The 24578-nt window shown below is 41.2% G+C and carries 22 protein-coding genes and 1 pseudogene; 13 read left to right on the top strand and 10 right to left on the bottom strand.

The genetic code is table 11. The features are described 5' to 3' along the window. Nucleotides 1-46: 46 nt before the first annotated feature. From ACX17N_RS04795 to rpsB, 6 genes are all read right to left on the bottom strand, one after another. The gene (locus ACX17N_RS04795) at nt 47-361 is read right to left on the bottom strand and encodes an AzlD domain-containing protein (protein WP_458891419.1); all 315 of its coding nucleotides are present in this window, start codon (nt 359-361) and stop codon (nt 47-49) included. Continuing rightward, complete coding sequence (locus tag ACX17N_RS04790) at nt 358-1071, bottom strand: AzlC family ABC transporter permease (protein ID WP_458891418.1); 714 nt, start codon at nt 1069-1071, stop codon at nt 358-360. Before ACX17N_RS04790 ends, ACX17N_RS04795 begins: the two co-directional genes overlap by 4 nt. 165 nt (nt 1072-1236) lie before the next feature. Beyond that, nucleotides 1237-2079, bottom strand: coding sequence for a helix-turn-helix domain-containing protein (locus ACX17N_RS04785; protein WP_458891417.1), 843 nt, complete (start codon nt 2077-2079; stop codon nt 1237-1239). Between the two features lie 81 nt (nt 2080-2160). Continuing rightward, nucleotides 2161-2637 carry a DUF3465 domain-containing protein gene (locus ACX17N_RS04780; RefSeq protein WP_458891416.1) on the bottom strand — a complete coding sequence of 159 codons (477 nt, stop codon included), beginning with the start codon at nt 2635-2637 and terminating at the stop codon, nt 2161-2163. Nucleotides 2638-2700: 63 nt separating this feature from the next. Next, on the bottom strand, nt 2701-3576 hold the full coding sequence (gene tsf / locus ACX17N_RS04775) for a translation elongation factor Ts (protein ID WP_458891415.1): 876 nt from the start codon (nt 3574-3576) through the stop codon (nt 2701-2703). 144 nt (nt 3577-3720) lie between these two features. After that, nucleotides 3721-4473: a 30S ribosomal protein S2 gene (gene rpsB / locus ACX17N_RS04770; RefSeq protein WP_016167395.1), complete on the bottom strand. Its 753-nt coding sequence runs from the start codon at nt 4471-4473 to the stop codon at nt 3721-3723. 209 nt (nt 4474-4682) lie between these two features. Between rpsB and map the strand changes: the two genes are divergently transcribed. From map to ACX17N_RS04735, 7 genes and pseudogenes are all read left to right on the top strand, one after another. After that, the gene (map, locus tag ACX17N_RS04765) at nt 4683-5528 is read left to right on the top strand and encodes a type I methionyl aminopeptidase (RefSeq protein ID WP_458891414.1); all 846 of its coding nucleotides are present in this window, start codon (nt 4683-4685) and stop codon (nt 5526-5528) included. Between the two features lie 308 nt (nt 5529-5836). Next, nucleotides 5837-6906: pseudogene (locus ACX17N_RS04760) on the top strand (OmpW/AlkL family protein). A gap of 428 nt (nt 6907-7334) precedes the next feature. Further along, nucleotides 7335-8681 carry an MFS transporter gene (locus ACX17N_RS04755; protein ID WP_458891413.1) on the top strand — a complete coding sequence of 449 codons (1347 nt, stop codon included), beginning with the start codon at nt 7335-7337 and terminating at the stop codon, nt 8679-8681. A 91-nt stretch (nt 8682-8772) separates the two neighbouring features. Then, nucleotides 8773-9987 (top strand): alginate export family protein, encoded by a 1215-nt coding sequence (locus tag ACX17N_RS04750; protein WP_458891412.1) that lies wholly within the window; start codon nt 8773-8775, stop codon nt 9985-9987. A gap of 138 nt (nt 9988-10125) precedes the next feature. Beyond that, the gene (locus ACX17N_RS04745; protein ID WP_458891411.1) at nt 10126-11337 is read left to right on the top strand and encodes an MFS transporter; all 1212 of its coding nucleotides are present in this window, start codon (nt 10126-10128) and stop codon (nt 11335-11337) included. After that, nucleotides 11330-11467, top strand: a complete 138-nt coding sequence (locus ACX17N_RS04740; RefSeq protein ID WP_458891410.1) for a hypothetical protein — start codon at nt 11330-11332, stop codon at nt 11465-11467. Before ACX17N_RS04745 ends, ACX17N_RS04740 begins: the two co-directional genes overlap by 8 nt. 106 nt (nt 11468-11573) lie before the next feature. After that, entirely contained in the window at nt 11574-12533 is a 960-nt protein-coding gene (locus tag ACX17N_RS04735) for a TauD/TfdA dioxygenase family protein (protein WP_458891408.1), read from the top strand. Nucleotides 12534-12600: 67 nt separating this feature from the next. Here the strand turns inward: ACX17N_RS04735 and sthA are convergent, their stop codons facing one another. Continuing rightward, nucleotides 12601-14016 (bottom strand): Si-specific NAD(P)(+) transhydrogenase, encoded by a 1416-nt coding sequence (gene sthA, locus ACX17N_RS04730; RefSeq protein ID WP_458891407.1) that lies wholly within the window; start codon nt 14014-14016, stop codon nt 12601-12603. A 196-nt stretch (nt 14017-14212) separates the two neighbouring features. Between sthA and lipA the strand changes: the two genes are divergently transcribed. Beyond that, nucleotides 14213-15226, top strand: coding sequence for a lipoyl synthase (lipA, locus tag ACX17N_RS04725; protein WP_458891406.1), 1014 nt, complete (start codon nt 14213-14215; stop codon nt 15224-15226). A gap of 80 nt (nt 15227-15306) precedes the next feature. On the opposite strand, the gene ACX17N_RS04720 is transcribed toward lipA, so the two are convergent. After that, nucleotides 15307-15564: a hypothetical protein gene (locus ACX17N_RS04720; RefSeq protein ID WP_458891405.1), complete on the bottom strand. Its 258-nt coding sequence runs from the start codon at nt 15562-15564 to the stop codon at nt 15307-15309. 361 nt (nt 15565-15925) lie between these two features. Between ACX17N_RS04720 and ACX17N_RS04715 the strand changes: the two genes are divergently transcribed. Beyond that, entirely contained in the window at nt 15926-17158 is a 1233-nt protein-coding gene (locus tag ACX17N_RS04715; protein WP_458891404.1) for an acetamidase/formamidase family protein, read from the top strand. An 870-nt stretch (nt 17159-18028) separates the two neighbouring features. On the opposite strand, the gene ACX17N_RS04710 is transcribed toward ACX17N_RS04715, so the two are convergent. Both ACX17N_RS04710 and ACX17N_RS04705 read right to left on the bottom strand, forming a co-directional pair. Beyond that, nucleotides 18029-18814 (bottom strand): 3-hydroxybutyrate dehydrogenase, encoded by a 786-nt coding sequence (locus tag ACX17N_RS04710; protein ID WP_458891403.1) that lies wholly within the window; start codon nt 18812-18814, stop codon nt 18029-18031. Between the two features lie 57 nt (nt 18815-18871). After that, nucleotides 18872-20305 (bottom strand): GntP family permease, encoded by a 1434-nt coding sequence (locus ACX17N_RS04705; RefSeq protein ID WP_458891402.1) that lies wholly within the window; start codon nt 20303-20305, stop codon nt 18872-18874. A gap of 499 nt (nt 20306-20804) precedes the next feature. Here ACX17N_RS04705 and ACX17N_RS04700 point away from each other — a divergent pair, with 499 nt between their 5' ends. From ACX17N_RS04700 to ACX17N_RS04685, 4 genes are all read left to right on the top strand, one after another. Then, nucleotides 20805-21698: a LysR family transcriptional regulator gene (locus ACX17N_RS04700; protein ID WP_458891401.1), complete on the top strand. Its 894-nt coding sequence runs from the start codon at nt 20805-20807 to the stop codon at nt 21696-21698. Between the two features lie 201 nt (nt 21699-21899). Then, a complete protein-coding gene (locus ACX17N_RS04695; protein ID WP_458891400.1) occupies nt 21900-22601 on the top strand; it encodes a CoA transferase subunit A in 702 nt (233 codons plus the stop codon). A 2-nt stretch (nt 22602-22603) separates the two neighbouring features. Continuing rightward, the gene (locus ACX17N_RS04690; RefSeq protein ID WP_458891399.1) at nt 22604-23260 is read left to right on the top strand and encodes a CoA transferase subunit B; all 657 of its coding nucleotides are present in this window, start codon (nt 22604-22606) and stop codon (nt 23258-23260) included. An 83-nt stretch (nt 23261-23343) separates the two neighbouring features. Continuing rightward, the gene (locus tag ACX17N_RS04685; RefSeq protein WP_458891398.1) at nt 23344-24525 is read left to right on the top strand and encodes a thiolase family protein; all 1182 of its coding nucleotides are present in this window, start codon (nt 23344-23346) and stop codon (nt 24523-24525) included. The last annotated feature ends 53 nt before the right edge of the window (nt 24526-24578 follow it).

Here is a 24578-nt window from a genome sequence, read left to right as displayed (position 1 = left end):
TCACTGTGGAGTTTAGCTTGTAACAGCTTTTCCACAGTGAATCTTTTCAAAATAACAGCATTTCTAAGGCATAAAAAAACAACAAACTTAGAGCCAAACTCAACAAAACTCGACGAAATAAAAAGGACACCAGTACACAAAAAATCGTCGCATAAAAATAACTATTCGTTGGCAATGAACGCCACTCGCCCGCATCATAAAAAATAATAGGGATACAAATAGCGGTGAGTAAACAAGGTGCTGAATACTTCAACATCCGTTCAAAGAAAACTGGAAATTGTATAGCAACTTTTGGCTCTAAGAAGAGATATCGATTAAAAAATACAATGCCAGCCAACAAGAAAATAAATGTCCAACTCATGCTTTTTTCTCCCAGCGTTCCATATAGACCGCCACGCCCATTCCCAACATTCCTGAAATTAAGATCGCAGCCTCAATATGTAAGGCCGTTAAACAAAGCGAACTCATAATCGTCGTCAACACACCCACCAAACTGACCCAGTTCTTAATAAAAGGCACTATGATTGCCACCAGTACCGCAACAATTGAAAAATCCAGATGTAGACTCGATAAGTTTGGAACAGTCGAAGCCAAATAAATACCCAACAAACTAAACAGCACCCACGCCAAATAAAAGCACAGCCCTGCACCGAGCAGATAATAAGTTCGACGTTGTGGTTTTCTCACAGCTACCGCAAACAACTCATCCGTTAATAAAAATCCCAAGGGAATACGGTAAAAACTTGCTAAAACCGAAATATCTTTGCGTAGTGTAAGTGCGTAAATGAAATGCTGACTGGTTAAGAAAAAGACCGTCATTGCAATTGTGAATGCTGTGGCATCCGCCGACCACATGCCCAAACTGACCAGTTGCGCTGCACCTGCAAAAACCACCGCCGACATCGCTACCGCTTGAGGAATTGTCAGTCCTGCATCAATCGCGATAGAACCCGCCAAGATGCCCCATGGCAGCACCGCAATCGACAAGGGTAAAATATCTAAAGCTCCTTGAATAAAATCCTGAGATTTTTGATGAGCTATAGCACTACATTGCTGCTGAGAGAGAGCCATAAATTTGTACGCCATCCAGAACACTGAAGTACAATAAATACTCTGACACTGGGTTTTCTTGTATGAAATTGCGCTTTGCTTTAAATTAATTGTTTTAAATATTCAAAATAAAATTATAAATATTGATAATTTAGCTATGATGTATAGGTAGTTCTAGTAGATAAATTAACGTAAGCTCATCACATATTGCAAAGGCGTTACACCCATTGCCTTTTTAAAATGGCGATTAAAATGACTTTGATCTGAAAATCCACATAAATCCGCAACCAAAGCAATATGCTCGCCTTGCTTCAACAATTGCTTAGCTTTTAATAAACGGAACTGAACCAACCAAGCATGTGGAGGTAATCCGGTATATTTTTTAAATTGTCTTAAAAAATGCCAAGGACTCAGCCCCACTGTTTCAGCCAATTCATTCAGGGAATATTCTTTTTCAGGTGCGCTCGCCAGTAAATCCTTAATCATCAAAATACGGCTATGAACTTCGGGAAGGCGGGTATCTATGACTGGCTTACGGCTATGCCGTGACATTAAATACGCCAAAGTTGAAATATATAAGCTTTGTTTAAACAATAAGTTATCTTCTTGTTCCAACAAGTCAAATAAGACCCGCAGTTGTTGCGCCAAGCCTTCATCGTGCAGAACAGCTTGAGGAAACCAAGGCACTGTACCTGAATGCTGAAAAAAATCCTGACTGACTTCTTTTAGCATTTCCGGGGTTGGATAAATCGCACGATAACGCCAACCTGTTTCCACGGCAGATGAACCCGTATGCACCTCATCGGCATTGACCAGAATAATATCGCCTTTGGGTGCCACATGCAGTGCCCCCGTCCGATAGAAAGATTGCGCACCTTCCTCAATGACCCCGATGCAATAACCTTCGTGCACATGTTTTGAAAATTGCTTTTCTACGTAGGAAGCATTCAGTAACTCCAAGCCTCCCAACTCTTGTACGTGTTGAAATTTTACACATTCATGCTGCACATTACTCTCGTTACTGCTCATTTACACCCGCCAGCTTGGCCTTCAACAGCAAAATAGCATGTTTAAATTTGCTGTATAGAACAAAATTGCTCAGTAACATCACTACTGATAGGTCCTCCCCTGATATTTTAACCATCCATCTAGATGCTGCCGCTGTGGATCATGATGGGTCCAATGAATCACGCCTCCCTTCGGGTTGTATTCATATTCGCCATAAAATTCCACCACATCCCCTTTTTGCAAATGATCTATTCTCGATGCCAAATCAATATTATGAGCAACCAATACTGTTAAGCCATTGGGTAAAGATAAGATAAATTTCTGATGCCTTGAGCCTTCATGATCATCCGCTAAAACGGCTAGCACACGTCCACTGGCTTGAATCTGCAAATTACTTTGTTGTTGCTGAAATGCCTGAAGTATTTTTTGACTATCATCTGTGCTTAATTGTGTTTCAGACTGAACAACGCTTGATGGCTCATTGTTCGATTGGATGCCATGATCTCGATCAAATCCTAAATATGCAGCAATCAAAACCAGAATCACAACGCCAATTCTTAGATTTGTTTTATTCATCATTTTTTATCCTTTTTATTCGATATAAAAAAAGCCCCAAACGGGGCTTTTTTTTGCAAAATAAAATTATTTTGCAGCAGCTTGAGCAGCAGCAACTTCTTCAGCAAAAGAAAGTTCAGCTTTTTTCTCAATACCTTCACCCACTTCGAAACGAACGAATTGAGCTACAGTTGTACCAGTCGCTTTTAATACGTCAGCAACTTTCTTGTCGTTGTCGATTACGTACATTTGACGCTCAAGAACAACTTCGTTCAAGTATTTCTCAACTGAACCAGTGACCATTTTTTCAACGATGTTTGCTGGCTTACCAGATTCGATCGCTTTCGCTTCAGCAATTTCTTTCTCTTTCGCGATAAGATCAGCAGAAACGCCTTCAGCTGTTACAGCTACTGGGTTGAATGCAGCAACGTGCATTGCAACGCCTTTACCAGTTTCAGCTTGGCCTGTGTAAGATACAACAACACCAATTTTTAAACCGTGTTTGTAAACTGCAAGGTTTTCACCTTCAACAATTGACGCACGACGTACTTGGATGTTTTCACCGATTTTTTGAACAAGAGCAATACGCGCTTCTTCAACAGTAACGCCATCTTCAAGTTTAAGTTCAGCGATTTTAGCAGCATCAGTTTCGCCAGCAGCAAGTGCAGCAGCAGCAACTTTAGCAGAGAAACCAGCAAAGTTTTCGTCTTTAGCAACGAAGTCAGTTTGGCAGTTTACTTCTAAAAGAATTGCTTTGTTGCCGTCTTGAGCGATAGTGATCGCACCGTCAGCAGCAATGTTACCAGCTTTTTTAGCTGCTTTAGCTTGACCAGATTTACGAAGGTTATCAATCGCTAATTCGATGTCACCGTTCGCTTCTGTTAATGCTTTTTTACATTCCATCATTGCTAAACCAGTACGGTCACGCAATTCTTTAACCATGCTTGCAGTAATAGCAGTCATGTGTATCTCCTAAAAATCGGTAGAAAATGAATTCTTTTTAGAACAGAAACGGCCCAGAGGGGTTCTCATGGGCCGTCTGCATACATGACGCTTACTTTGCCACCATCACATGTCGCAAAAATGACAAGCTTGCGTCAAAACGCATTAAGCCTCAGGAGCTTCTTTAGCAGCTTCGTCGCCTTTTGCTTGTGCATTTGCTTGAGTTTGAGCGTACTCTTTACCAGCAAGGATCGCATCAGCCATAGCAGAAGCGTAAAGTGTTACTGCACGGATCGCATCGTCGTTACCAGGAATAACGAAATCAACGTTATCTGGGTTAGAGTTTGTATCAACGATACCGATTACAGGAATACCAAGGTTTTTAGCTTCTTTAATCGCGATTGATTCGTGGTCAACGTCGATTACGAATAATGCGTCAGGTAAACCACCCATGTTTTTCACGCCGCCTAAAGCACGCTCAAGTTTTTCCATCTCACGAGTACGCTCTAAAGCTTCACGTTTAGTAAGCTTAGCGAAAGTACCGTCTTGAGATTGAGTTTGAAGGTCTTTTAAACGGTTGATAGATTGGCGAAGTGTTTTCCAGTTCGTCAACATACCACCTAACCAACGGTGATCTACATATGGTTGACCAGCGCGTTGAGCTTGTTCACGGATGATGTTAGAAGCAGCACGTTTAGTACCAACGAACAATACTTTGTTCTTTTTGCTTGCAAGATTGTTAACAAAGTTCAAAGCATCATTTAACGCAGGAACAGTGTGCTCAAGGTTGATGATGTGAATTTTGTTACGCGCGCCAAAAATGTATTGACGCATTTTTGGGTTCCAGAAACGAGTTTGGTGACCGAAGTGAGCGCCTGCTTGAAGAAGGTCGCGCATGCTTACGTTGTAATCTGCCATTTTCTTTACCTTAAAGTTTGGGTTAGGCCTCCATATATCCGCATTCTCCACCTATTGCTAGGCACCCAGAGTAATGTGTCGATATATGTGCGGATTTTATTGCCCCATCGCACAAAGCCCGCGAAATTTATTCACGAAAAAGCATTTGATAAAATGGGCGGCTATTTATACCATAGTCACATACAAATTTCCAAAAGTTTTTAGAGATCATGAACACAACTTATCAAGCTCCACGTCGACTCATTAAAACCCCAGATGAAATTGAAAAAATGCGTGTGGCGGGACGACTGGCGGCAGAAGTGTTGGATATGATCAAACCGCATATCAAGCCAGGGGTGACTACCCTCGAATTAGACACGATTTGTCACGATTATATTGTCAATGTACAAAATGCCGTTCCAGCTTGTTTAGGCTATGGTGCAGCACCAGGTCGTCCTGCGTTTCAGCACACCATCTGTACTTCAGTCAACCATGTGGTGTGCCACGGTATTCCATCTGAAAGTAAAATCTTGAAGAAAGGCGATATCTTAAATATTGACGTTACCGTAATTAAAGATGGCTACCACGGCGACACCAATATGATGTATGTCGTGGGTGGTGAAACCTCTATTCTGGCTGACCGTTTATGCAAAGTCGCACAAGAAGCCATGTATCGCGGTATTGCGACTGTAAAACCAGGTTCGACCATTGGTGATATTGGTTTGGCAATTCAAAAATATGTTGAGTCTGAACGTTTTAGCGTTGTACGTGAATACTGTGGTCATGGTATTGGTACGGTATTCCATGATGAACCTCAAGTGTTACATTATGGTCAAGGCAATAGCGGCATGATTTTGGAAGAAGGCATGACCTTTACCATTGAGCCAATGGTGAACGCGGGTGTATGGCAAACCAAATTACTGGGTGATAAATGGACCGTTGTAACCAAAGATCATAAGCTTTCAGCACAGTATGAACACACCATTTTGGTCACCAAAGATGGCGTTGAAATTTTAACAGCTCGTCCAGAAGAAGATTTATCTCGTTTCCAGACTGAAGCTGCGTCATTGGCTTAATTCTGCTAACAGATGTCAAAAAGGTCACCTTCGGGTGATCTTTTTTTATCGCTTTAGATTGTTATTTCTACTGATTTTTTATTGATTAATAAATACTTAAACAAGATTAAACACCCCATGTTTAATTTGTAGTTCTTGCCCACTGGCTAACAAAGAACCTAGATAACTCACATAACCACCCCAAAATTACGGTAATTTTCACAAACTTTTAAAATTTTCCCTGATTGAAAACAACAGTTTTCTGTTATGCCCTTATTGAATAATGCCCCCTGAATAAAAATGATGAAAAATGGACATGGAGTCCCGATATGCATAAAACAGGATTGGCATTATCAATTGCTATAGCCCTCATTCCCACATACAGCCAAGCGAAATCCCCCTATTTCAGCCTGCAAGATGGGGACGGTTTAAACGCTTTTCAATTTCATTCGGTGCATTACACGTCATGCCACAAGGACAAGCGCAACCGTTTCGAGTCAATACCGCAGTTAAAGAAGCTGAAAAAGCCAAGGTCGGTAGTATTCAGGCACAAACCGTCTTAGACAATCTCCGCCCTGAAAGTGATGTGAATCCCCTGCTCAAAGCGACACTGGAAGGTCTGGCCGCAATTAATGCTCCTGTACCCGCGAGTCTAAGCGGCACAGCTGAGCTACACGGTTTAAGCCAATGGAATAATGCGGGGACTGGACTTGAAGCCGATGAGGTCAGCACTTTAGGTATCATGAGCAATTATTATTTTACAGATCATGTTTCCTTAGAGATTAAAGCAGGCATACCCCCCAAAGTTGATTTACAAGGTCAGGGTAAAATCTACGCCCCATTTTCAGCGATAGCCACGCCTATAGGTGGTGCCTTAAGTCAATTGGAACTGGAAAATAATATTCTGATTACCGATTTAGGGGCTCAAGGTGCTGCTGCTTCAGCTCGAGCGTGGACGCCTGCATTTGAATTGCAATATCACTTTGGCAATACTGGAGTCAATAAATTTCGACCTTATGTGGGTTTGGGCGTGATGTATGCCTATTTTAATGAATTAGAAATGAACCCACGCATTGAACAGGACTTAATTGCCGCAGGACACATGATTGCCAATATTAAACAAGGCCATGCGGGTGCCTCTCTAGAAGGCAAAGCCAGTTCAGCCAATCCTCAGGTTGAGCTAGAAGCCTCAGAGGCGATTGCCCCGATTGCCACAGTGGGATTTACTTATGATTTTAATGATGCATGGTTTGCGGTGGGTTCACTCAGTTATGCTCAGCTCAGGAATGACACCAGCATTACCGTGACTGATACCAAACTAGGTGAACTCATTCGCTCCAAAGCAGATATTGAGATCAATCCTATTCTTGCATATGCAGGCATGGGTTATCGATTTTAAAGTGTCAAAGGTGCTTTTTCTGTATCTTAATGAAATTATTAAAAATATGATGAAGATATCAAACTGGCTATAGCGTTTTATCACCGCAGTCGCTCATCTAAAGTGCATTGTTATGATGCACTTTCACTCCCTGCCTCAAACAATGAATTATTTTTGATCAAAAACCATTCATCGTTATGCAAGCACATTCGCTTAGATTTTGGCGATCTTGACACATCGTTTCACCCAAAGACTCAAGTATTTAAGCACTTTATCCATTCAATATACGACTCGCCCTCGCTGTTGGCATATTGCTTGCATTTTAATCAACAAGATGAATCAACGCAGATTCACACAGTATATAGACGGCCAACGATGTCCGTTCTGATCGGATTACAAGCCAGTTAAACAGCTTGTAAACAAAATAACGCTCAGTTCAGGGGATGGTTATGTCTTCAACAATAAACAGCGATGCTAAAAAAGCGACGCAAATTAAACTTTTCAGTTTCTCTACACCCGCAATGCGCGCGTTCCATATGTCATGGTTAGCATTCTTTGTCTGCTTCTTTGCATGGTTTGCCTGTGCACCCCTAATGCCTGTGATTAAGGGCGAATTCAACTTAACTAAAGATCAAATTGCCAATATCAACATTGCCGCAGTCGCAATCACCATTTTAATTCGACTGATTGTTGGGCCTTTATGCGATAAATATGGGCCCCGTAAAACCTATACAGCTCTTTTACTGTTAGGCAGTATTCCCGTTTTTGGTGTCGCTGCAGCCAACACCTACGAATCCTTCTTATTTTTCCGCCTCTTAATTGGTGCGATCGGGGCAAGTTTTGTCATTACTCAGTATCACACGAGTGTCATGTTTGCCCCGAATGTGGTGGGAACAGCCAATGCAGCAGCTGCAGGATGGGGGAATGCTGGCGGTGGTGCAACCCAAGCCCTGATGCCTTTAATTCTGGGGGCAATCGTGATGTTTGGGGTTGAGCAAAGTATGGGCTGGCGTATTGCCCTACTGGTGCCAGGTGTCATGATGGTCATTGTAGGTGCACTTTACTGGAAATACACTCAAGACTGTCCGCAAGGCGATTTTAAAGCACTTCGTGCACAAGGTATTGAAGTGGGCTGCGGTAAAAAAGGCGGAACGGCAATTTTGTTACAAGCAGCACGCAATTATCGTGTGTGGATTTTATTTATCTCCTATGCGGCATGCTTTGGGATTGAAATTTTTATTCATAACATTGCCGCCATGTACTATACCGAACACTTTAATATGGGCTTAAAAGAAGCTGGACTAGCTGCAGGGATCTTTGGTTTGTTAGCCCTATTTGCCCGCGCACTCGGTGGTATCGTTTCCGATAAAGTAGCGATTTCGAAAGGCTTAGATGGTCGTACCAAAGTCCTTTTTGCCTTGGTTTTACTTGAAGGTGTGTTCTTAATCTTATTTTCCCAAATGAATACCGCTGTATTAGCGATTATTAGCATGACCGTATTTGCACTATTTACTCATATGGCTTGTGGGGCAACCTACGCACTGGTGCCTTTTATTGACCGTGATGCCTTAGGCGGTGTGGCAGGGATTATTGGTGCTGGCGGCAATGTCGGTGCGGTAGCAGCAGGCTTCTTATTAAAAGGCGTATTAGATGTGCAAACTTGCCTATTTATACTCGGTGGTTTAGTGACTTTGGCAGCCTTCAGCGTCATCTTAATTCGTTTTACAGTCGAACATAAAGCGAAAGAAAAACAACTATTTGAACAAGCCGTTTTAGAACGTAACAGCATGGCTTAAATCTTCCAAATTTGGGGAATGGTAGCGTACTCATCTCCTTCCCCATCTTCCTCGCTAAAAATCTTAGACCTTTATACCTCAGGGAATTTCAATGAAATTACACACTCTCTCTGTGCTTTCGCTTGCCCTCATTTCCTTAAACTCTGCTTTTGCTGCTGATGATGTGCTTTCTCAGACCAAATTTGGATTGGAGAGCCGCTTACGTTATGAAATGGTCAATCAGGCTAATCATTTAGAAACTGCGGATGCCTTTACTCTCCGTATTCGCCCTTCAATTCAAACAGGCAGTTGGCATGGTTTGAGTGGCTTTGTGCAAGGCGAAGGTACCATTGAATTGAATGAGCATTTCAACAGCACACGGAATGCCGAAACAAACTATAGCAGTGTACCTGACCCTGAAAATTTGCAACTGAATCAACTCTACTTAAAATATGCCAGCAATCCAAAATTTGATTTCACCCTAGGGCGTCAACTGATTAATCTGGACAATCAACGTTTTATCGGTTCAGTTGCATGGCGCCAGAATGACCAGACTTTTGATGCAGTGACGCTGAATCTAAAACCACTGGCAAATGTCGGGCTATATTATGCTTATGTGAATCAGGTCAACACCATCTTTGGGCGTGAGAATCCTGAACCAAAATATGTGCAAGCACAAGATGGTGAACAAGATAGCGATATTCATCTAATTCAAGCCAAATGGAATGATAATCCTGCGCTGAATATGACTGCCTACGGTTATCTCATGGATTTTAATGATTTAGCAGCATGGTCAAATCAGACCTATGGTTTACGCCTGACGGGAAAAATGAACAAGCTGCGTTATGTGGCTGAGTATGCCAAGCAAACTGACTATGCGGATCAGCCGCTTGCCTATGATGCAGACTATTACACGGTTGAACTTGGCTACAACCTTACGGCTGCAAAGCCTCTGGGTGAAGTCGCATTTGGCTATGAAGTGTTGGGCAGTGATCATGGACGAATCGGCTTTCAAACGCCTCTAGCGACCAAACATAAATTCAACGGCTGGACAGATGTGTTTTTAAATACCCCTGCGAATGGTTTAACTGATTTATATCTCAGTTCAAATCTGAACATACTCAATCAAGGAAAATTAGGCACTGAATATCACCATTATCGTAGTGATGAACACAGTCTGGATTATGGGAAAGAATATGCGGTGTCATTTTCACATCCCTTACCGCTAAAAGGCTTAGCGGCACTGGCCAAATTCTCGAGCTATCAGGCTGAAGATTACGGAGTGAATACCGATAAATTCTGGTTGCAACTGGATTATAAATACTAAAGATTCTCTCGGTTAGGGAATGCAGCTCCCTAACCCCTCAATTATTTTACTTTTCAAATATTTTATTCTCATATCGAATTTACACGATCTATTGCGTACAATATCGAGTTGCCCCTATTCTTGTCGTGAAAATCTACCATGTCTGAAAGTCAATTTTCCAAACCATTGATTTATATGCTAATTGGAAGTGCTGCTATTTTGGCGCTATCGCTGGGTGTCAGGCATGCTTTTGGCTTGTATTTGGTCCCGATGAGTCATGAATTTGGCTGGGGACATAATGTATTTAGTTTAGCGATTGCCCTGCAAAACCTGATTTGGGGTGCCGTACAACCTGTCACAGGCGCGATTGCTGACAAATATGGCAGTAAAATTGTGGTGACGGTGGGGGGCGTGCTCTATGCCATCGGGCTGTTGTTGATGTCGATCAGTTCAACAGGCTGGATGCTGAATCTCAGTGTGGGGCTATTTTTAGGTTTGGCTTTATCCGCCACCTCTTTTCCGGTGTTACTTTCTGCGGTTGGACGTGCTGCACCACCAGAAAAACGTAGCCTTGCCATGGGGATTGCCAGTGCCACAGGCTCATTTGGTCAATTTATTATGCTGCCTTCGACTTTGTTATTGCTGCAAAGTATAGGTTGGTCCGCAGCCTTAATCGTCAGTGCGATCTTAATTGCCTTGATTGTACCGCTGGCATGGATGCTGAAAGCACCGATGTATGTGGCTCCAAATACAGCGACCACGGCTACTCCTGCACTAACGTTTAAACAAATTCTCAATATTGCCAAAGCCCACAAACCCTTTTGGTTCTTGGCTTTAGGTTTCTTGGTCTGTGGCTTTCAGGTGGTGTTTATTGGCATCCACCTGCCAGGATATTTGATTGATCACGGTTTTGATGCCTCGACAGGTACAGTATTCCTCGCCTTGGTAGGTTTGTTCAATATCTTTGGTACTTACGGTGCAGGTTGGTTAGGTGGTCGCTACTCCAAACCCAAACTGCTCATGGGCTTATATGCGTTGCGTGGAATCGCTATGATAGCCTTTTTAGTCTTGCCCTTAAGCACTTGGACCGTGTATAGCTTTGGCGTGATTATGGGACTATTATGGTTATCTACTGTACCGCTCACCAATGGTATTGTCGCCAATATGTTTGGTATTCGTTACCTATCTATGCTAAGCGGTATTGTATTTTTCACCCATCAGGTTGGTTCATTTTTTGGTGGCTGGCTCGGTGGTGTCAGCCATGATCTGACCGGAAATTATCAGGCAGTCTGGATGATCTCGATTGCACTCAGTGTATTGGGTGTCGTAGTGCATTTCTTTGTGACAGAAAAGGCGGTAGTGCATGAATAATTCATCTCTGTTTTGGCTTAAAACCTCAATTGCGCTGGTTGTACTGGGTTTATTGAGTGCTGCCATTTTATTATGGATTCAGACGCCGCAATTATTTGAATATTTTAATCAGGCATTCTGTCCGCATTAATCATTAAAGAAATAGTCTCTATTTTCATAAACTCAGCATTTATTGTTAGTTCAAAAAATGCTGGGGTTTTCTTAATTTAGAACAACAAGAAATTTAGAGAAAAATAATGAGCAGCCTGACCCAACTCTCTCAAGCCATTCATGATGCCCCGCAATGGCATGTACCAGATGCTTTTCAACACCCTGATGAAATTCAAATCACGCCTTTAGATCAACAGGCATTAGGTGCTGTGGTCACAGGTTTAGATGCACGTAAAGCGCAGTCAGGTGAAACCATTTTTCGACTGAAACAAGCATTGGCAGAACATTTAGTTCTGATTTTTAAACAGCAAAGTTTGGATGACTTACAGTTTCTCGCTTTTGCCAGTTATTTCGGATCGATTTTCCGTCCTAGTGCTGACAATCCTGTACTGGCGAGCCAAACAGACACAGGAATACCTCCAGATGTCGTGCCTGTTTCTAATGCAGTTGGTCAAGGTGACTACACGGGGCACGGTGAACTTAGCCCGCATGCCGATCATCAATGGACACCTCTACCATCTTTCGGTTCTTTACTTTATGCGATTGAACTGCCAAACACTGGCGGCCAAACCAGCTGGTATAACACCATTAAGGCCTATGATGCCTTAGCCCCTGATCTACAAGCCCATCTGGAGAAACTCCAATTAATAACCTATAACCCTTTTGTAAGAGCCAATAGCAATAAAGGATCAGACAACTATGCCAACAATAGCCCTTACTATCGCTTTAAGGATCAACCTATTTTAGGGCATGCCTATTCACACCCTTTGGTGCGAACACACCCCGAAACAGGACGCAAAGCATTGTGGTTAAATACACGTTCCGAAGTTGAACTGGTCAATTATGATGATATAGCAGGCAGTGAACTGATTGCACAACTGCGCCAACATATACTTAAGCCTGAGTTTCGCTATGATCACGCTTGGGAAACGGGCGACATCTTGTTTTGGGATAATCAAGTGACCTTGCATTCCAGAACGCCATTTCCTGCTGAGCAACGTCGCTTATTAAAACGGATTAGTCTGGCAGGATCGCGACCTTTTTAATCTCAAATATCTTCATAAAAAAAGCCCATCGCAATGGATGGGCTTTTCAGAGAGATGCTTACATATCTTAGAATAAACGGTTCATACCATTTAAGGTTGCAACGCGATACGCTTCTGCCATGGTCGGATAGTTAAATGTCGTTTCCACAAAATACTTGATGGTATTTTTAGGACTGTTCATCACCGCTTGACCAATGTGAATAATTTCCGCTGCGTTGTTACCAAAGCAATGCACACCTAAAATTTCCAAAGTGTCACGGTGGAACAGAATCTTTAATTCACCTACCGTATCCCCTGTAATTTGTGCACGTGCCAAATGACGGAAAGAGGCTTGACCCACTTCGTACGGGATCTTTTCTTCGGTTAGCTGCTGTTCGTTCTTACCAATTGAAGAAATTTCTGGAATGGTGTAAATCCCTGTTGGAATATCCACCACAGGTTGAATACCCTCTTCACCACTCATGTTTGCACCCGCGCAACGACCTTGGTCATAAGCCGCAGAAGCCAATGAAGGCCAACCAATCACATCACCCGCAGCGTAAATGTTTTCCACTTCGGTTTGGTATTGATCATTGACCATGATTTGGCCACGACTGTTTGGCGTAATGCCGACATTTTCCAGTCCAAGACCATCGGTATTACCTGAACGGCCGTTACACCACAAAATCGCATCAGCTTTAATTTTCTTGCCACTGAGCAAGTGCAATACAACATGGTCATCAAAAGTTTCGAGATGATCGATTTGTTCATTGTGGCGAATCAATACCCCCTGCTCGCGCAAGTGATAAGACAAGGCATCGGAAATTTCATCATCTAAATAGCTAAGCAATTTCATTTGGGTGTTGATGAGATCAACTTTATGATCCAGACCAATGAAGATCGATGCATATTCACAGCCAATTACACCCGCGCCATAAATGATGATTTTCTGAATCGAGAAATCCAAATCTAGAATCTTGTCTGAATCAAATACACGTGGGTGATTAAAATCAAGCATGGCAGGACGGTATGGACGACTACCTGTCGCAATCACCAATTGCTTGAACATGATGGTTTCTTTCACCCCTTCAGAGGTAAAAACCAAAACGGTATTTTGATCTTGGATATAAGCACGACCATGAAAAATATCAATTTTGTTACGGTCATAAAAACGTGAGTGGGTATCTACCTGCTGTTGAATCACCTTGTGGGCATTACGCAGCACTTGTTTCATGGTGAAATGTTTCCAATCCCCCACTTTTTGAAACATTGGATCACGTTGATAACGAATAATGCTTGAAACTGTTTGACGTAAAGCTTTACTTGGAATGGTTCCAACGTGGGTACAGTTCCCCCCCAATTGCTCACGCATATCAATAATTGCAACACGCTTGCCCGATTTAGCAAGTTTCATTGCCGCGCCTTCACCAGCAGGGCCCGAACCGAGAACAACCGCATCGTATTTTACGAAAGTTCCACTAACGACCTCTTTCTTACGTGGCATTCAACGCTCCTTTATCTATAAATCTGTGTCTATTTTCGCTCTATTATGACTGAAAATAGCTGACTTTGCTGTATTTCATAGTCATATATTGAGTGATAACGACATTTAGAAAATGAATAGTGTTTTCGCCCTATCAATGTGCAATTCCGTTATAATGTACCCATATCTCTCCGTCTAAACAGTGGAAAAGTTGAATATGTCTGAAAGCCGTAAACCTGAACAGGGTGTTAAACTTCGTGGTGCAGAAAAAGTTTCACGTATTCCTGTCAAAGTTGTACCTACGGTTGAAGTGCCTCGCAAGCCAGACTGGATTCGTGTCAAGATGACAGCGCCAGAGGAAGTTCAACGCATTAAGACAACTTTACGTGCGCAAAAATTACATACCGTATGTGAAGAAGCTGCCTGCCCAAATTTACCTGAATGTTTTGGTGGTGGTACTGCTACTTTTATGATTATGGGTGACATCTGTACACGTCGTTGCCCGTTCTGTGATGTAGCACATGGTCGTCCAAATGCGTTAGATCCTGATGAACCGCGCCATATGGCAGAGACGATTGCCAATTTAGGTTTGAAATATGCCGTAATTACCTCAGTAGACCGTGATGATCTATTGGATGGTGGTGCACAACACTTTGTAGATTGTATTAAAGAAGCACGTAGCTTAAGTCCAAAAACACTTTTGGAAATTTTGGTTCCTGACTTCCGTGGTCGTATGGATATTGCTTTACGCATTATGACCGAATGTCCACCCGATGTGTTTAACCACAACATTGAAACTGTGCCGCGTTTGTATAAAGCGATGCGTCCAGGTTCGGACTACCAGCACTCTTTAAATCTGCTCAAAATGTTTAAAGAATACTGCCCTGATGTGCCAACCAAATGTGGTTTGATGGTCGGTATTGGTGAAACTGAAGAAGAAGTCATTGCATTATTAGATGACCTTCGTGCTCATGATGTTGATTATGTAACCATTGGTCAATATTTACAGCCTTCTAAAGAACATGCGCCAATTGACCGTTTCGTGAGCCCAGAAGAGTTTGAACGCTATGCAGAACATGGTCGTAAACTTGGCTTTAGAAATATCTGGTCTGCGCCAATGGTACGTTCGAGTTATTTTGCTGATCGTCAATATTATGGCGAGCCAGTGCCTGCTGTACGTCGCAAAGCAGATCCAGCGAAAAAAATTGCAGTTCAAACCATTGAAGCTTAATTAGTTTTTTGATTTGCAAGACCCTTTAAATGTAAATATTTAAAGGGTTTTTTTCGTTTTTAAAAATAAATTGATGTGCTTTAAATCCAATACACATTAAAACTGTAAAAGAATTCATTCACTTCAAAGCGAACCTGATAGCCCAAATGGGTCAGCTCTGCTGAAAGCTCTCGAATTTCGACGAGCGGTAAGTGTTTGGGAAGTACCGCAAACACGGCAGTGTTGCCTTGTTGGGCACTTTCTTCAATGAGTTTGGCTAAACGTGCTTTATATAAATTAATATCAAGTTTAGCAGTGGCTGATAGTATTTTTGCCTGCTCGGCAGTAAGAAAACTCATCTCTGTTCTCGTTATATTGATGAAGTATGCTTTTCCATCTTAGCAAACAGAATAGAGATAAAGTTGAAAAATTGTACGTATTTTATCTTTAAATTTCTAACATGATCTATTTTCAAAAACTGGGATGATTAGGTAATTTTGTAAAAATATGACCCATTCAAAAGTTGCTCTAAAACTAAGCATATTTTACCTATGAGTAAATAACCATCTAATAAATTGCATCATCATAAGTCAAATTAACTAATTTAATTTTCACATAATTTATTAGAAGTATTGAATTACTAAAGAAAGTAAAACTGGCATAAGGATTGCTATATATCGAATACATAGATTGGAGATAGATTAAGTAAAGGTTAAACTTATGTTGAAAATTAAACTTATTTCATTGGCTGTATTAACGACATTGAGCTCAGCATTCACCTATGCCGATGATTTCAAAATTCTTAAACAAATATCTGAAAAACCAACCTTACTTAAAGAGGGCGCATATAAAGGCAACTACTATGTACCATCCACGCTAAATACGATTACTTGGGGCTATTTACCCAATCGAGAGGCAAAACCAGTTTTGACCGTAAATTCTGGAAGTATTGTCACATTCGATACAGTCTCACATGAAGGTTTGCTTGAAGATCAAGGCCGTGATGCAGACAAATATTTCCAATCCAAAGGGGTAAAGTCTGAATATATTCTAGATGAAGCCAAAAAAATTACCCAATCCAAACTAGCCCATGACTTCCATAAAGATGGTCCGCATATTGTCACAGGGCCAGTCGCTATTGCTGGTGCTGAGCCTGGGGATATTTTAAAAGTCGAAGTGATTAAGGTCGAACCACGAGTACCCTATGGTGTAATTTCGAATCGACACGGAAAAGGAGCATTGGTCGGAGAATTCCCAAAGACATCTCAACAAGATAATCCATCTGCTGAACATCCTGAACGTTTTGGCAATGTTTCCATTTTCACCCCAATTGAAAAAAATGCTCAAGGTGAATATGAAGGCGTATTAAAAACCGCATCAGGTAAAGCGATTCGTTTCCCGCTTTACCCTTTTATGGGCATTATGGGGGTAGCTGCAAATACTTCTGAACCTGTTCACTCTGTACCACCTGCCTTGTACGGTGGAAATATTGATATTAATGAGCTTGGTGCGGGTGCAACTGCCTATTATCCAGTACAAGTCAAAGGTGCACTTTTTTACACGGGTGATAGCCATTTTTCGCAAGGTGATGGTGAAGTCGCACTTACGGCATTGGAAGCATCAGCACGTGCAACCCTAAAATTTACGTTGTTAAAAGCAGGTAAGGACAAGATCCCAGGTCAAGAAATTAAACAACCTTTAGCAGAAAATGCAGAGTTTTGGATTACTCCTGGTTTAGATGCCGATCTAGATGAGGCAATGAAAAAATCTACTCGTGAAGCAATCCGTTTTTTACATCAGGAATACGGTATTGATGAAGCGACAGCATATGCGTACTTAAGTGCCGCAACAGATTTTGAAGTTTCACAAGTAGTTGATCGTACCAAAGGAATTCATGCCAAAATCCGCAAAGCCGATTTTAAAGAGTTTGAGCCAACAAATCCTAAAAAATAACTAATCATCAAACTGAAAAAGAAGGTGATTACACAATCACCTTCTTTTAATAAATAGTTTCAATATAATAAATAGAGGTGATTCTCACACCAATCACACCAGTATAAATTCACCATTGTTTACATCTCATCACCACATTTATACGTCAAGTAATTGATTAGAAAATCCGTGAAGTCATAGACTATTTATATAAGTTACAGGATAACAATAATGATAGGATTCAAACCATTCACGTACTTAACACGATGAGGATACCCAGATAATTTAAGCCAGTAACAACTTTAGATCTCACGTGAACCAGTACGAATTGATCTGTTTCGAGAAGCTCTATTGCACCTGAAACTTAAGGTCTTTTAAATACTCGACTCAAGTCTGATCTGAATATATCCGCTTAAAGTGTCATTCCAGTACTGTAAGTTTACTCATAAGAAGGATATATCGGAGGTTGATATGAATTTTCTGATAAATTTATTGGTCGCAAAACCTCTTTCCATTTTCGGGATTGCCTGCGTATTTTTTATCGCCTATTTAATCGTACGTAATTTTAGCCATCGGCGTAGTGCTAAATATTTAGGGCTTACAGCAATTTTATGGCTACTTTATGCATGCTGGGAATTTTGGGTCCAATTCAAAACACCAGATGCAAATATCCGAGTCGACTTATTCATCATTTGGCCAGTAATTTTTTGCCTTTCGCTATCTTCAATTATCTTGCTGTTTTTTAAGGCTGAAAAATAACTGGGGATTTAATCTTTCCCAAAAAAGAACCAGTCGTTACCGACTGGTCAAGGAAAACAATACGATTTCATCATAAGAAATATGCAATTTCTCAATGGCTGGATAAAATCGTATTTGATTGAAAATCAATATTTATTGTGCAGTATATCCACCATCCATCACCACCGCCTGACCCGTAATACCCGCCCCTTTGTCACTCGCCAAGAAAATGGCATAGTCAGCAATTTCTTCAACATTTAATAAACGTTTTTGCGGCACCATCGCCAGAATCACATCTTCAAGTGCAGAATCTAAACTGACATTTCGTGTTTTGGCCAAGTCTGCAATTTGTCCACGCACCAATGGCGTATCGACATAGCCTGGGCAAAGTGCATTCACGGTAATACCATCTCGAGCACATTCTAAGGCCGCCACTTTGGTGAGACCAATCACGCCATGTTTGGCACTGTTGTAGCCTGCTTTACCAGCAAAACCAATCAGACCATTAATCGATGCCATATTAATAATACGGCCTGATTTCTGTGCCTTCATGATGGGGAAAGCATGTTTAATTCCAATGAAGGAACCCGTCAACATCACCTGAATCAGCTTCTGATACACTGCCGTTGGAAACTCTTCAATTGGAGCAACGTGCTGGAAACCTGCATTGTTAATCAAAATATCTAAACGACCAAATGTACTTTGGGTCAATGCAATTGCAGCTTGATACTCCGCTTCATCAGTGACATCACAAGGTGCAGAAAGTGCTTGAAAACCTTGAGCTTTGAGCGCCTCAGCAGTTTCCTGACATTTTTCAGCATTCATGTCCGAAATCACCACTTTGGCCCCTTCTTGGGCAAATTTCTTGGCAATTTCCAGACCGATCCCACTTGCTGAACCCGTAATAAATGCAACTTTATTTTCTAACTGCAAACTCATTGCTTACTCCTTTTACATCTTGCCGTGGTGAACAGGCAAGATGCGCAAATAAGATGTTTAAACGATACCGAAAATTGTAAATGCGGCAATTACTACAAACACAGCTACGGTTTTAATGATCGTGACTGCAAAAATATCTTTATACGATTGCTTGTGGGTTAAGCCAGTTACCGCAAGTAAGGTAATTACAGCACCGTTGTGCGGTAATGTATCCATACCACCTGATGCCATAGATACCACACGGTGCATCACTTCAGGCGGAATACCAGCAGCTAAAATTGCAGCATTGTATTGATCTGCCATCGCACTTAAAGCAATACTCATACCGCCCGAAGCTGACCCTGTAATCCCTGCCAATACCGTCGTCGTCACTGCACCATTGACCAATGGATTGGTAAAAGTGGAACTCAAACCATGACTGATCAAAACAAAGCCTGGTAATGCCGCAATAATCGCACCAAAACCATATTCGGAAGCAGTGTTCATTACAGCCAGTAAAGCACCACTAATACTGGTGTTTACACCTTCTTTAAATTGCACAATAACTTTTTGGTAGTCATATAAAAATGCACTGATGATCCCGACAATTAAAGCCAAACCAACGGCCCAAATTGCACCTGTTTTTGCGACATCAACCGTATAATTTGCTAAACCAATGGCATTAAAATCAAAACCATTTGGATACCATTTTGGTATTGCCGTAGATAAAAACTTGTTCATCACCGCAACAAGAATTAAGGGTACAAATGCCAAAGCTTGACGTGCTTTGGAACCATTTGGTGTATCTAATAAATTCGATGTGGTTGTAGTCGCAGTTGATTCAGTTTGAACTTGTGCATTAGCAAATCCAGCATAGCCTTCACCTGCTTGAGCAGCAACACGACAGCGCCATTGCAGATAAAGCAAACCCATACACAAGACAAAAATTGCCCCAATGATCCCTAAGAACGGTGCTGCGTAAATATTGGTTCCGAAGAACGTCGTTGGAATTACGTTCTGAATTTGCGGTGTCCCTGGTAAAGCATCCATCGTGAATGTAAATGCACCTAAGGCAATTGTGCCAGGAATTAAACGCTTTGGAATATTGGCTTCTTGGAACAATTGGTTTGCAAATGGATACACTGCAAATACCACGACGAATAAGCTTACGCCGCTGTAGGTCAGAATGGCACCTAAAAGCACCACGGTTAAAATGGCACGTTTTGCGCCAATCAAACTCACAATGGTTTTGGCAATTGAAGATGCAATTCCAGACATTTCTACGACTTTGCCAAAAATTGCACCCAATAAAAACACCAAGAAGTAGTCTTTAATGAAGTTCACCATCTTCGGCATAAACACGCCCGAATAAAACGGTAAAACATGGTTAGGTGCAATTAAAAAAACTGCAAGTAAGGCACAGATAGGTGCCATTAGAATGACCGAAAATCCCTTATAGGCTGTATACATCAACAAGCCTAAAGACAGCAGGATGACAAACAACTCCCACATATTCTTTTCTCCCTGATAAAGAATATTGAAGATTTCACACATTGCGAAACACAGTGTGATCAACCTTTGTTTTTTGACCGAAATAAATGCTCAATTTTATTAAGAGTAATCCTAAACTCCATATAAAATATCAAGCTTAAATATTTTTAAAATAAAAAATCCTATTTAAAAAAATAACACCAAAAATTAAAAAAACAATAATTAAATATAAAAACAAATAAAAAATAAATTTATATCATTTAATAACAAGTACTTATAAAAATAGTTTAATAGGAAATATAATATATTTAAAAATATGATTAATTGTTTAAAAAAACTCATAAATAAAATATTAAAATAATTTAATCTCAATCCAATAATAAGATAAATCCAAATTAAATCCGGTTAAGATAAAAATAATCTACTGTTACTTAATTGTTTTTTTGCTTTTCACTCAAAAAAAGCTCAGAATCAATACAGTTGTCCTTCTTCGTCTAGACTTTGTGGTAAACATTCGCTTATGACTTTAAAACAATTAAAAGCTTTTCTAGCCCTTGCTCGCAGTTTGAACTATGCCAATGCATCCAGTGAACTGCATTTGAGTCAGTCAGCCTTGAGTCTCACCATCAAAACCTTAGAAGAAGAACTCGGAGGTAAGTTATTTAAACGCAATACTCGTCGTGTCGAACTGACTTTTGAGGGTAAGTCACTGATTCCTTATGCCAGAAAATTGCTAGCCAATTGGGAGGATATGGAAAAAGACGTTAAACAACGGTTTAAATTACAGCGTGGTACGCTCAGTATCGCCTCCATGCCTTTTGTCACACATGCCATCATGCCCAATTTGATTCAAAACTTTTTGACCTTGCATCCAAATATTAATTTTTCTATTCATGACATCACCAATGAAAAAATTATTGAAAATGTCTTAGATGGAATTTTTGAATTAGGTATTTGTTTTGAACCCCAACAGATTGATACGCTAGAATTTATTCCCCTCTTTAAAGAAGATTTTCTTGCTTTGTTACCTAAAGCACACCCTTTAGCCCATGCAGAGTCAGTCACCTGGAAAGAACTGTGTGCCAATCCGTTCGTCACTTTGCAACAACCCTCCATTGTGCGCCATTTAATTGAAGAAAATTGTATAAAAAACAATATTCAATTGGATTTAAAAGTGGAATGCCATCAAATCAGCTCTTTATCCAGTTTTGTGGCGCTCGGCATTGGTGTCAGTGTTATTCCGCGCCATTTTCAACAATTCATTGATACCGAAAAGAATGTTCTGGTTGAATTACAAGATCAGGACATCATCAAACCCGTTGGTATTATCTATAAAAAGAACTTTGAGATTTCAAACATTACGGCTCAGTTTATTGAAATTCTGAAACAGTATGACTATAGAAAACACATTTAAATCAATCTATTAAAACAAAATTTTTAATCCGACCTACCCAATTCAAAAGTATTCAGCCTGCGGATTCAGCTGAATTTTGCTGTTTTTTTGCTCCATTATTGAGTTTTTCTGATTAACTCTTTGAAATTTTCAACTTCATTCTGCTCCTACACAATGCTAATAATGAGTGTATAAAAACCTAAGGGATTTAGAGAAGTTGATATGAATAAGTTATATTCAAATGCAACACTTGCTTTGCAAGATGTCGTGAAAAATGGACAAACGATTGCTGTGGGTGGTTTTGGCTTATGTGGCATTCCAGAAGCACTGATTGAAGCTTTAAAAGAAACCGGTGTAAACGAGCTGACCTGTATTTCAAATAACGCAGGTGTCGATGATTTTGGTTTAGGCAAACTTTTACAAACCAAGCAAATTAAAAAAATGATTTCATCTTATGTCGGTGAAAACAAAGAATTTGAACGTCAGTATTTAAATGGTGAACTGGAAGTTGAACTGACCCCTCAAGGCACTTTGGCTGAAAAATTACGTGCCGGTGGTGCAGGTATTCCAGCATTCTTCACCCAAACAGGTGTCGGCACACTCATTGCTGAAGGCAAAGAACAACGTGAGTTTGATGGTAAACCTTATATTTTAGAAAACTCGTTGACCGCTGATGTTGCCTTGGTCAAAGCCTACAAAGCAGATAAAGCAGGTAATTTAATTTTCCGTAAAACTGCACGTAATTTTAATCCTGAATGTGCCATGGCAGGTAAATTTACCATCGTAGAAGTCGAACAGGTGGTGGAAATTGGTGAACTGGATCCGGATGACATCCATTTACCTGGCATCTATGTCAATCGCATTATTCTCAATACTGCACCTGAAAAACGCATTGAACAATTAACCATTAAGCAGGAGGCTTAATCATGGCTTGGACACGCAATGAAATGGCTGCACGTGCTGCCCTTGAACTTGAAGATGGATTTTATGTCAATCTGGGGATTGGCTTACCTACACTGGTTGCCAACTATATTCCAGAAAATATCAATGTCTGGTTACAGTCTGAAAATGGTTTATTGGGGATTGGTGAATTCCCGACGGCAGAAACGGTAGATGCCGATTTAATTAACGCGGGTAAACAAACCGTGACTGCCCGCAAAGGTGCTGCATTTTTTTCTAGCTCAGAATCATTTGCCATGATCCGTGGCGGACATGTCAATATTGCGATTTTAGGAGCTATGGAAGTTTCTGAAACTGGTGATCTTGCCAACTGGATGATTCCAGGCAAGAAGGTCAAAGGCATGGGCGGTGCCATGGACTTGGTCGCTGGTGTACAGAAAGTAGTGGTGCTCATGGAGCACTGTGCCAAAGATGGTAGTCCAAAAATTGTAAAGCAATGTGCCTTGCCCCTGACTGGTCAAGCTGTGGTGAATCGTATTATCAGTGACTTAGGTGTAATGGACATTACACCACAAGGTGTCAAACTCATCGAGTTAGCCAAAGATGTCACACTGGAACAAATTCAAGCGGTCACTGGCGTTGAATTGATTGTGGATGATGTCAAAGAAACTGCAAGCGCTTAATTGACTTTTTCAAAGCAGCTTCGGCTGCTTTAATTTTTTTATCAATAAAAATGGAACGCAAACATTCATACACGGAGATTCACATGAACAAAGACATCGTCATCGTTGCTGGTAGCCGTACCGCTATGGGAAGTTTTCAGGGTGCATTATCGAGCCTTTCAGCACCAGAACTTGGCGCGGCAGTGATTCAAGAGACTTTAGCCCGCGCACAAGTCCAAGGTGCAGAAGTTGATGAAGTCATTATGGGCTGTGTACTACCTGCGGGTTTAAAACAAGCTCCAGCCCGTCAAGCCATGCGTCTTGCTGGTGTGCCTGATCATGTGGGTGCAACCACCATCAATAAAATTTGTGGTTCTGGTATGAAAGCAGTCATGCAAGCCGCAGATGCCATTTGCGCAGGGAATGCGGAAATTGTACTGGCGGGTGGCATGGAATCGATGAGTAATGCGCCTTATTTATTACCGAAAGCACGTGCAGGTTACCGCATGGGACATGGTGAAATTAAAGACCATATGTTCCAAGAAGGTTTGGAAGATGCTGACACAGGTCTTTCCATGGGTGTGCTGGCACAAAAAATGGCCGATAAAAAAGGCTACACTCGTGAGCAACAAGACGAATTTGCCATTCGCTCACTGACGCGTGCACAAACTGCGATTCAAGAAGGTTATCTTAAAGCGGAAATTGCGCCAATTACCGTTTCGAGCCGTAAAGGTGACGTTGTGGTCGCTCAGGATGAAAATCCGTTTCATGCCAATATTGATAAAATTCCAAACCTACGCCCCGCCTTTGCAAAAGATGGCACCATCACTGCAGCCAACTCAAGTTCAATCTCGGACGGCGCATCAGCCATGTTGGTGATGTCGGCTGAACAAGCGGCCTCCCGTGGTTTAACTCCTTTGGCACATATTCGCGCTACAGCAACCAACTCGCAACATCCTTCAGAATTTACCATTGCACCTGTGACTGCCATTGAAAAAGTCTTGAAAAAAGCGGGTTGGTCAGTGGCAGATGTGGACTTATGGGAAATTAATGAAGCCTTTGCCATGGTCACAATGGCAGCAATTGATGCTTTTAACCTTGATCCTGAAAAAGTGAATATTCATGGTGGTGCTTGTGCACTCGGTCATCCACTAGGTTCTTCTGGTTCGCGTATTATTTTGACCTTGATTTACGCCCTGAAGCGCCTAGGCAAAAGCAAAGGGATTGCTACACTGTGTATTGGAGGTGGTGAAGCGACAGCAATTGCCGTTGAACTGGTTGACTAATCCTAAAGTTTAGAAAAAATGATACAGATCAAAGTGATAAAAGGTTAAACTTT

The sequence above is a fragment of the Acinetobacter sp. GXMZU3951 genome (assembly GCF_054457875.1).
This window is presented reverse-complemented; position numbering and strand designations above follow the sequence as displayed.

Coding starts and splice junctions, on each gene's coding strand:
- ACX17N_RS04795 (WP_458891419.1), bottom strand. CDS start 361: ATGAGTTGGACATTTATTTTCTTGTTGGCTGGCATTGTATTTTTTAAT.
- ACX17N_RS04790 (WP_458891418.1), bottom strand. CDS start 1,071: ATGGCTCTCTCTCAGCAGCAATGTAGTGCTATAGCTCATCAAAAATCT.
- ACX17N_RS04785 (WP_458891417.1), bottom strand. CDS start 2,079: ATGAGCAGTAACGAGAGTAATGTGCAGCATGAATGTGTAAAATTTCAA.
- ACX17N_RS04780 (WP_458891416.1), bottom strand. CDS start 2,637: ATGATGAATAAAACAAATCTAAGAATTGGCGTTGTGATTCTGGTTTTG.
- tsf (WP_458891415.1), bottom strand. CDS start 3,576: ATGACTGCTATTACTGCAAGCATGGTTAAAGAATTGCGTGACCGTACT.
- rpsB (WP_016167395.1), bottom strand. CDS start 4,473: ATGGCAGATTACAACGTAAGCATGCGCGACCTTCTTCAAGCAGGCGCT.
- map (WP_458891414.1), top strand. CDS start 4,683: ATGAACACAACTTATCAAGCTCCACGTCGACTCATTAAAACCCCAGAT.
- ACX17N_RS04755 (WP_458891413.1), top strand. CDS start 7,335: ATGTCTTCAACAATAAACAGCGATGCTAAAAAAGCGACGCAAATTAAA.
- ACX17N_RS04750 (WP_458891412.1), top strand. CDS start 8,773: ATGAAATTACACACTCTCTCTGTGCTTTCGCTTGCCCTCATTTCCTTA.
- ACX17N_RS04745 (WP_458891411.1), top strand. CDS start 10,126: ATGTCTGAAAGTCAATTTTCCAAACCATTGATTTATATGCTAATTGGA.
- ACX17N_RS04740 (WP_458891410.1), top strand. CDS start 11,330: ATGAATAATTCATCTCTGTTTTGGCTTAAAACCTCAATTGCGCTGGTT.
- ACX17N_RS04735 (WP_458891408.1), top strand. CDS start 11,574: ATGAGCAGCCTGACCCAACTCTCTCAAGCCATTCATGATGCCCCGCAA.
- sthA (WP_458891407.1), bottom strand. CDS start 14,016: ATGCCACGTAAGAAAGAGGTCGTTAGTGGAACTTTCGTAAAATACGAT.
- lipA (WP_458891406.1), top strand. CDS start 14,213: ATGTCTGAAAGCCGTAAACCTGAACAGGGTGTTAAACTTCGTGGTGCA.
- ACX17N_RS04720 (WP_458891405.1), bottom strand. CDS start 15,564: ATGAGTTTTCTTACTGCCGAGCAGGCAAAAATACTATCAGCCACTGCT.
- ACX17N_RS04715 (WP_458891404.1), top strand. CDS start 15,926: ATGTTGAAAATTAAACTTATTTCATTGGCTGTATTAACGACATTGAGC.
- ACX17N_RS04710 (WP_458891403.1), bottom strand. CDS start 18,814: ATGAGTTTGCAGTTAGAAAATAAAGTTGCATTTATTACGGGTTCAGCA.
- ACX17N_RS04705 (WP_458891402.1), bottom strand. CDS start 20,305: ATGTGGGAGTTGTTTGTCATCCTGCTGTCTTTAGGCTTGTTGATGTAT.
- ACX17N_RS04700 (WP_458891401.1), top strand. CDS start 20,805: ATGACTTTAAAACAATTAAAAGCTTTTCTAGCCCTTGCTCGCAGTTTG.
- ACX17N_RS04695 (WP_458891400.1), top strand. CDS start 21,900: ATGAATAAGTTATATTCAAATGCAACACTTGCTTTGCAAGATGTCGTG.
- ACX17N_RS04690 (WP_458891399.1), top strand. CDS start 22,604: ATGGCTTGGACACGCAATGAAATGGCTGCACGTGCTGCCCTTGAACTT.
- ACX17N_RS04685 (WP_458891398.1), top strand. CDS start 23,344: ATGAACAAAGACATCGTCATCGTTGCTGGTAGCCGTACCGCTATGGGA.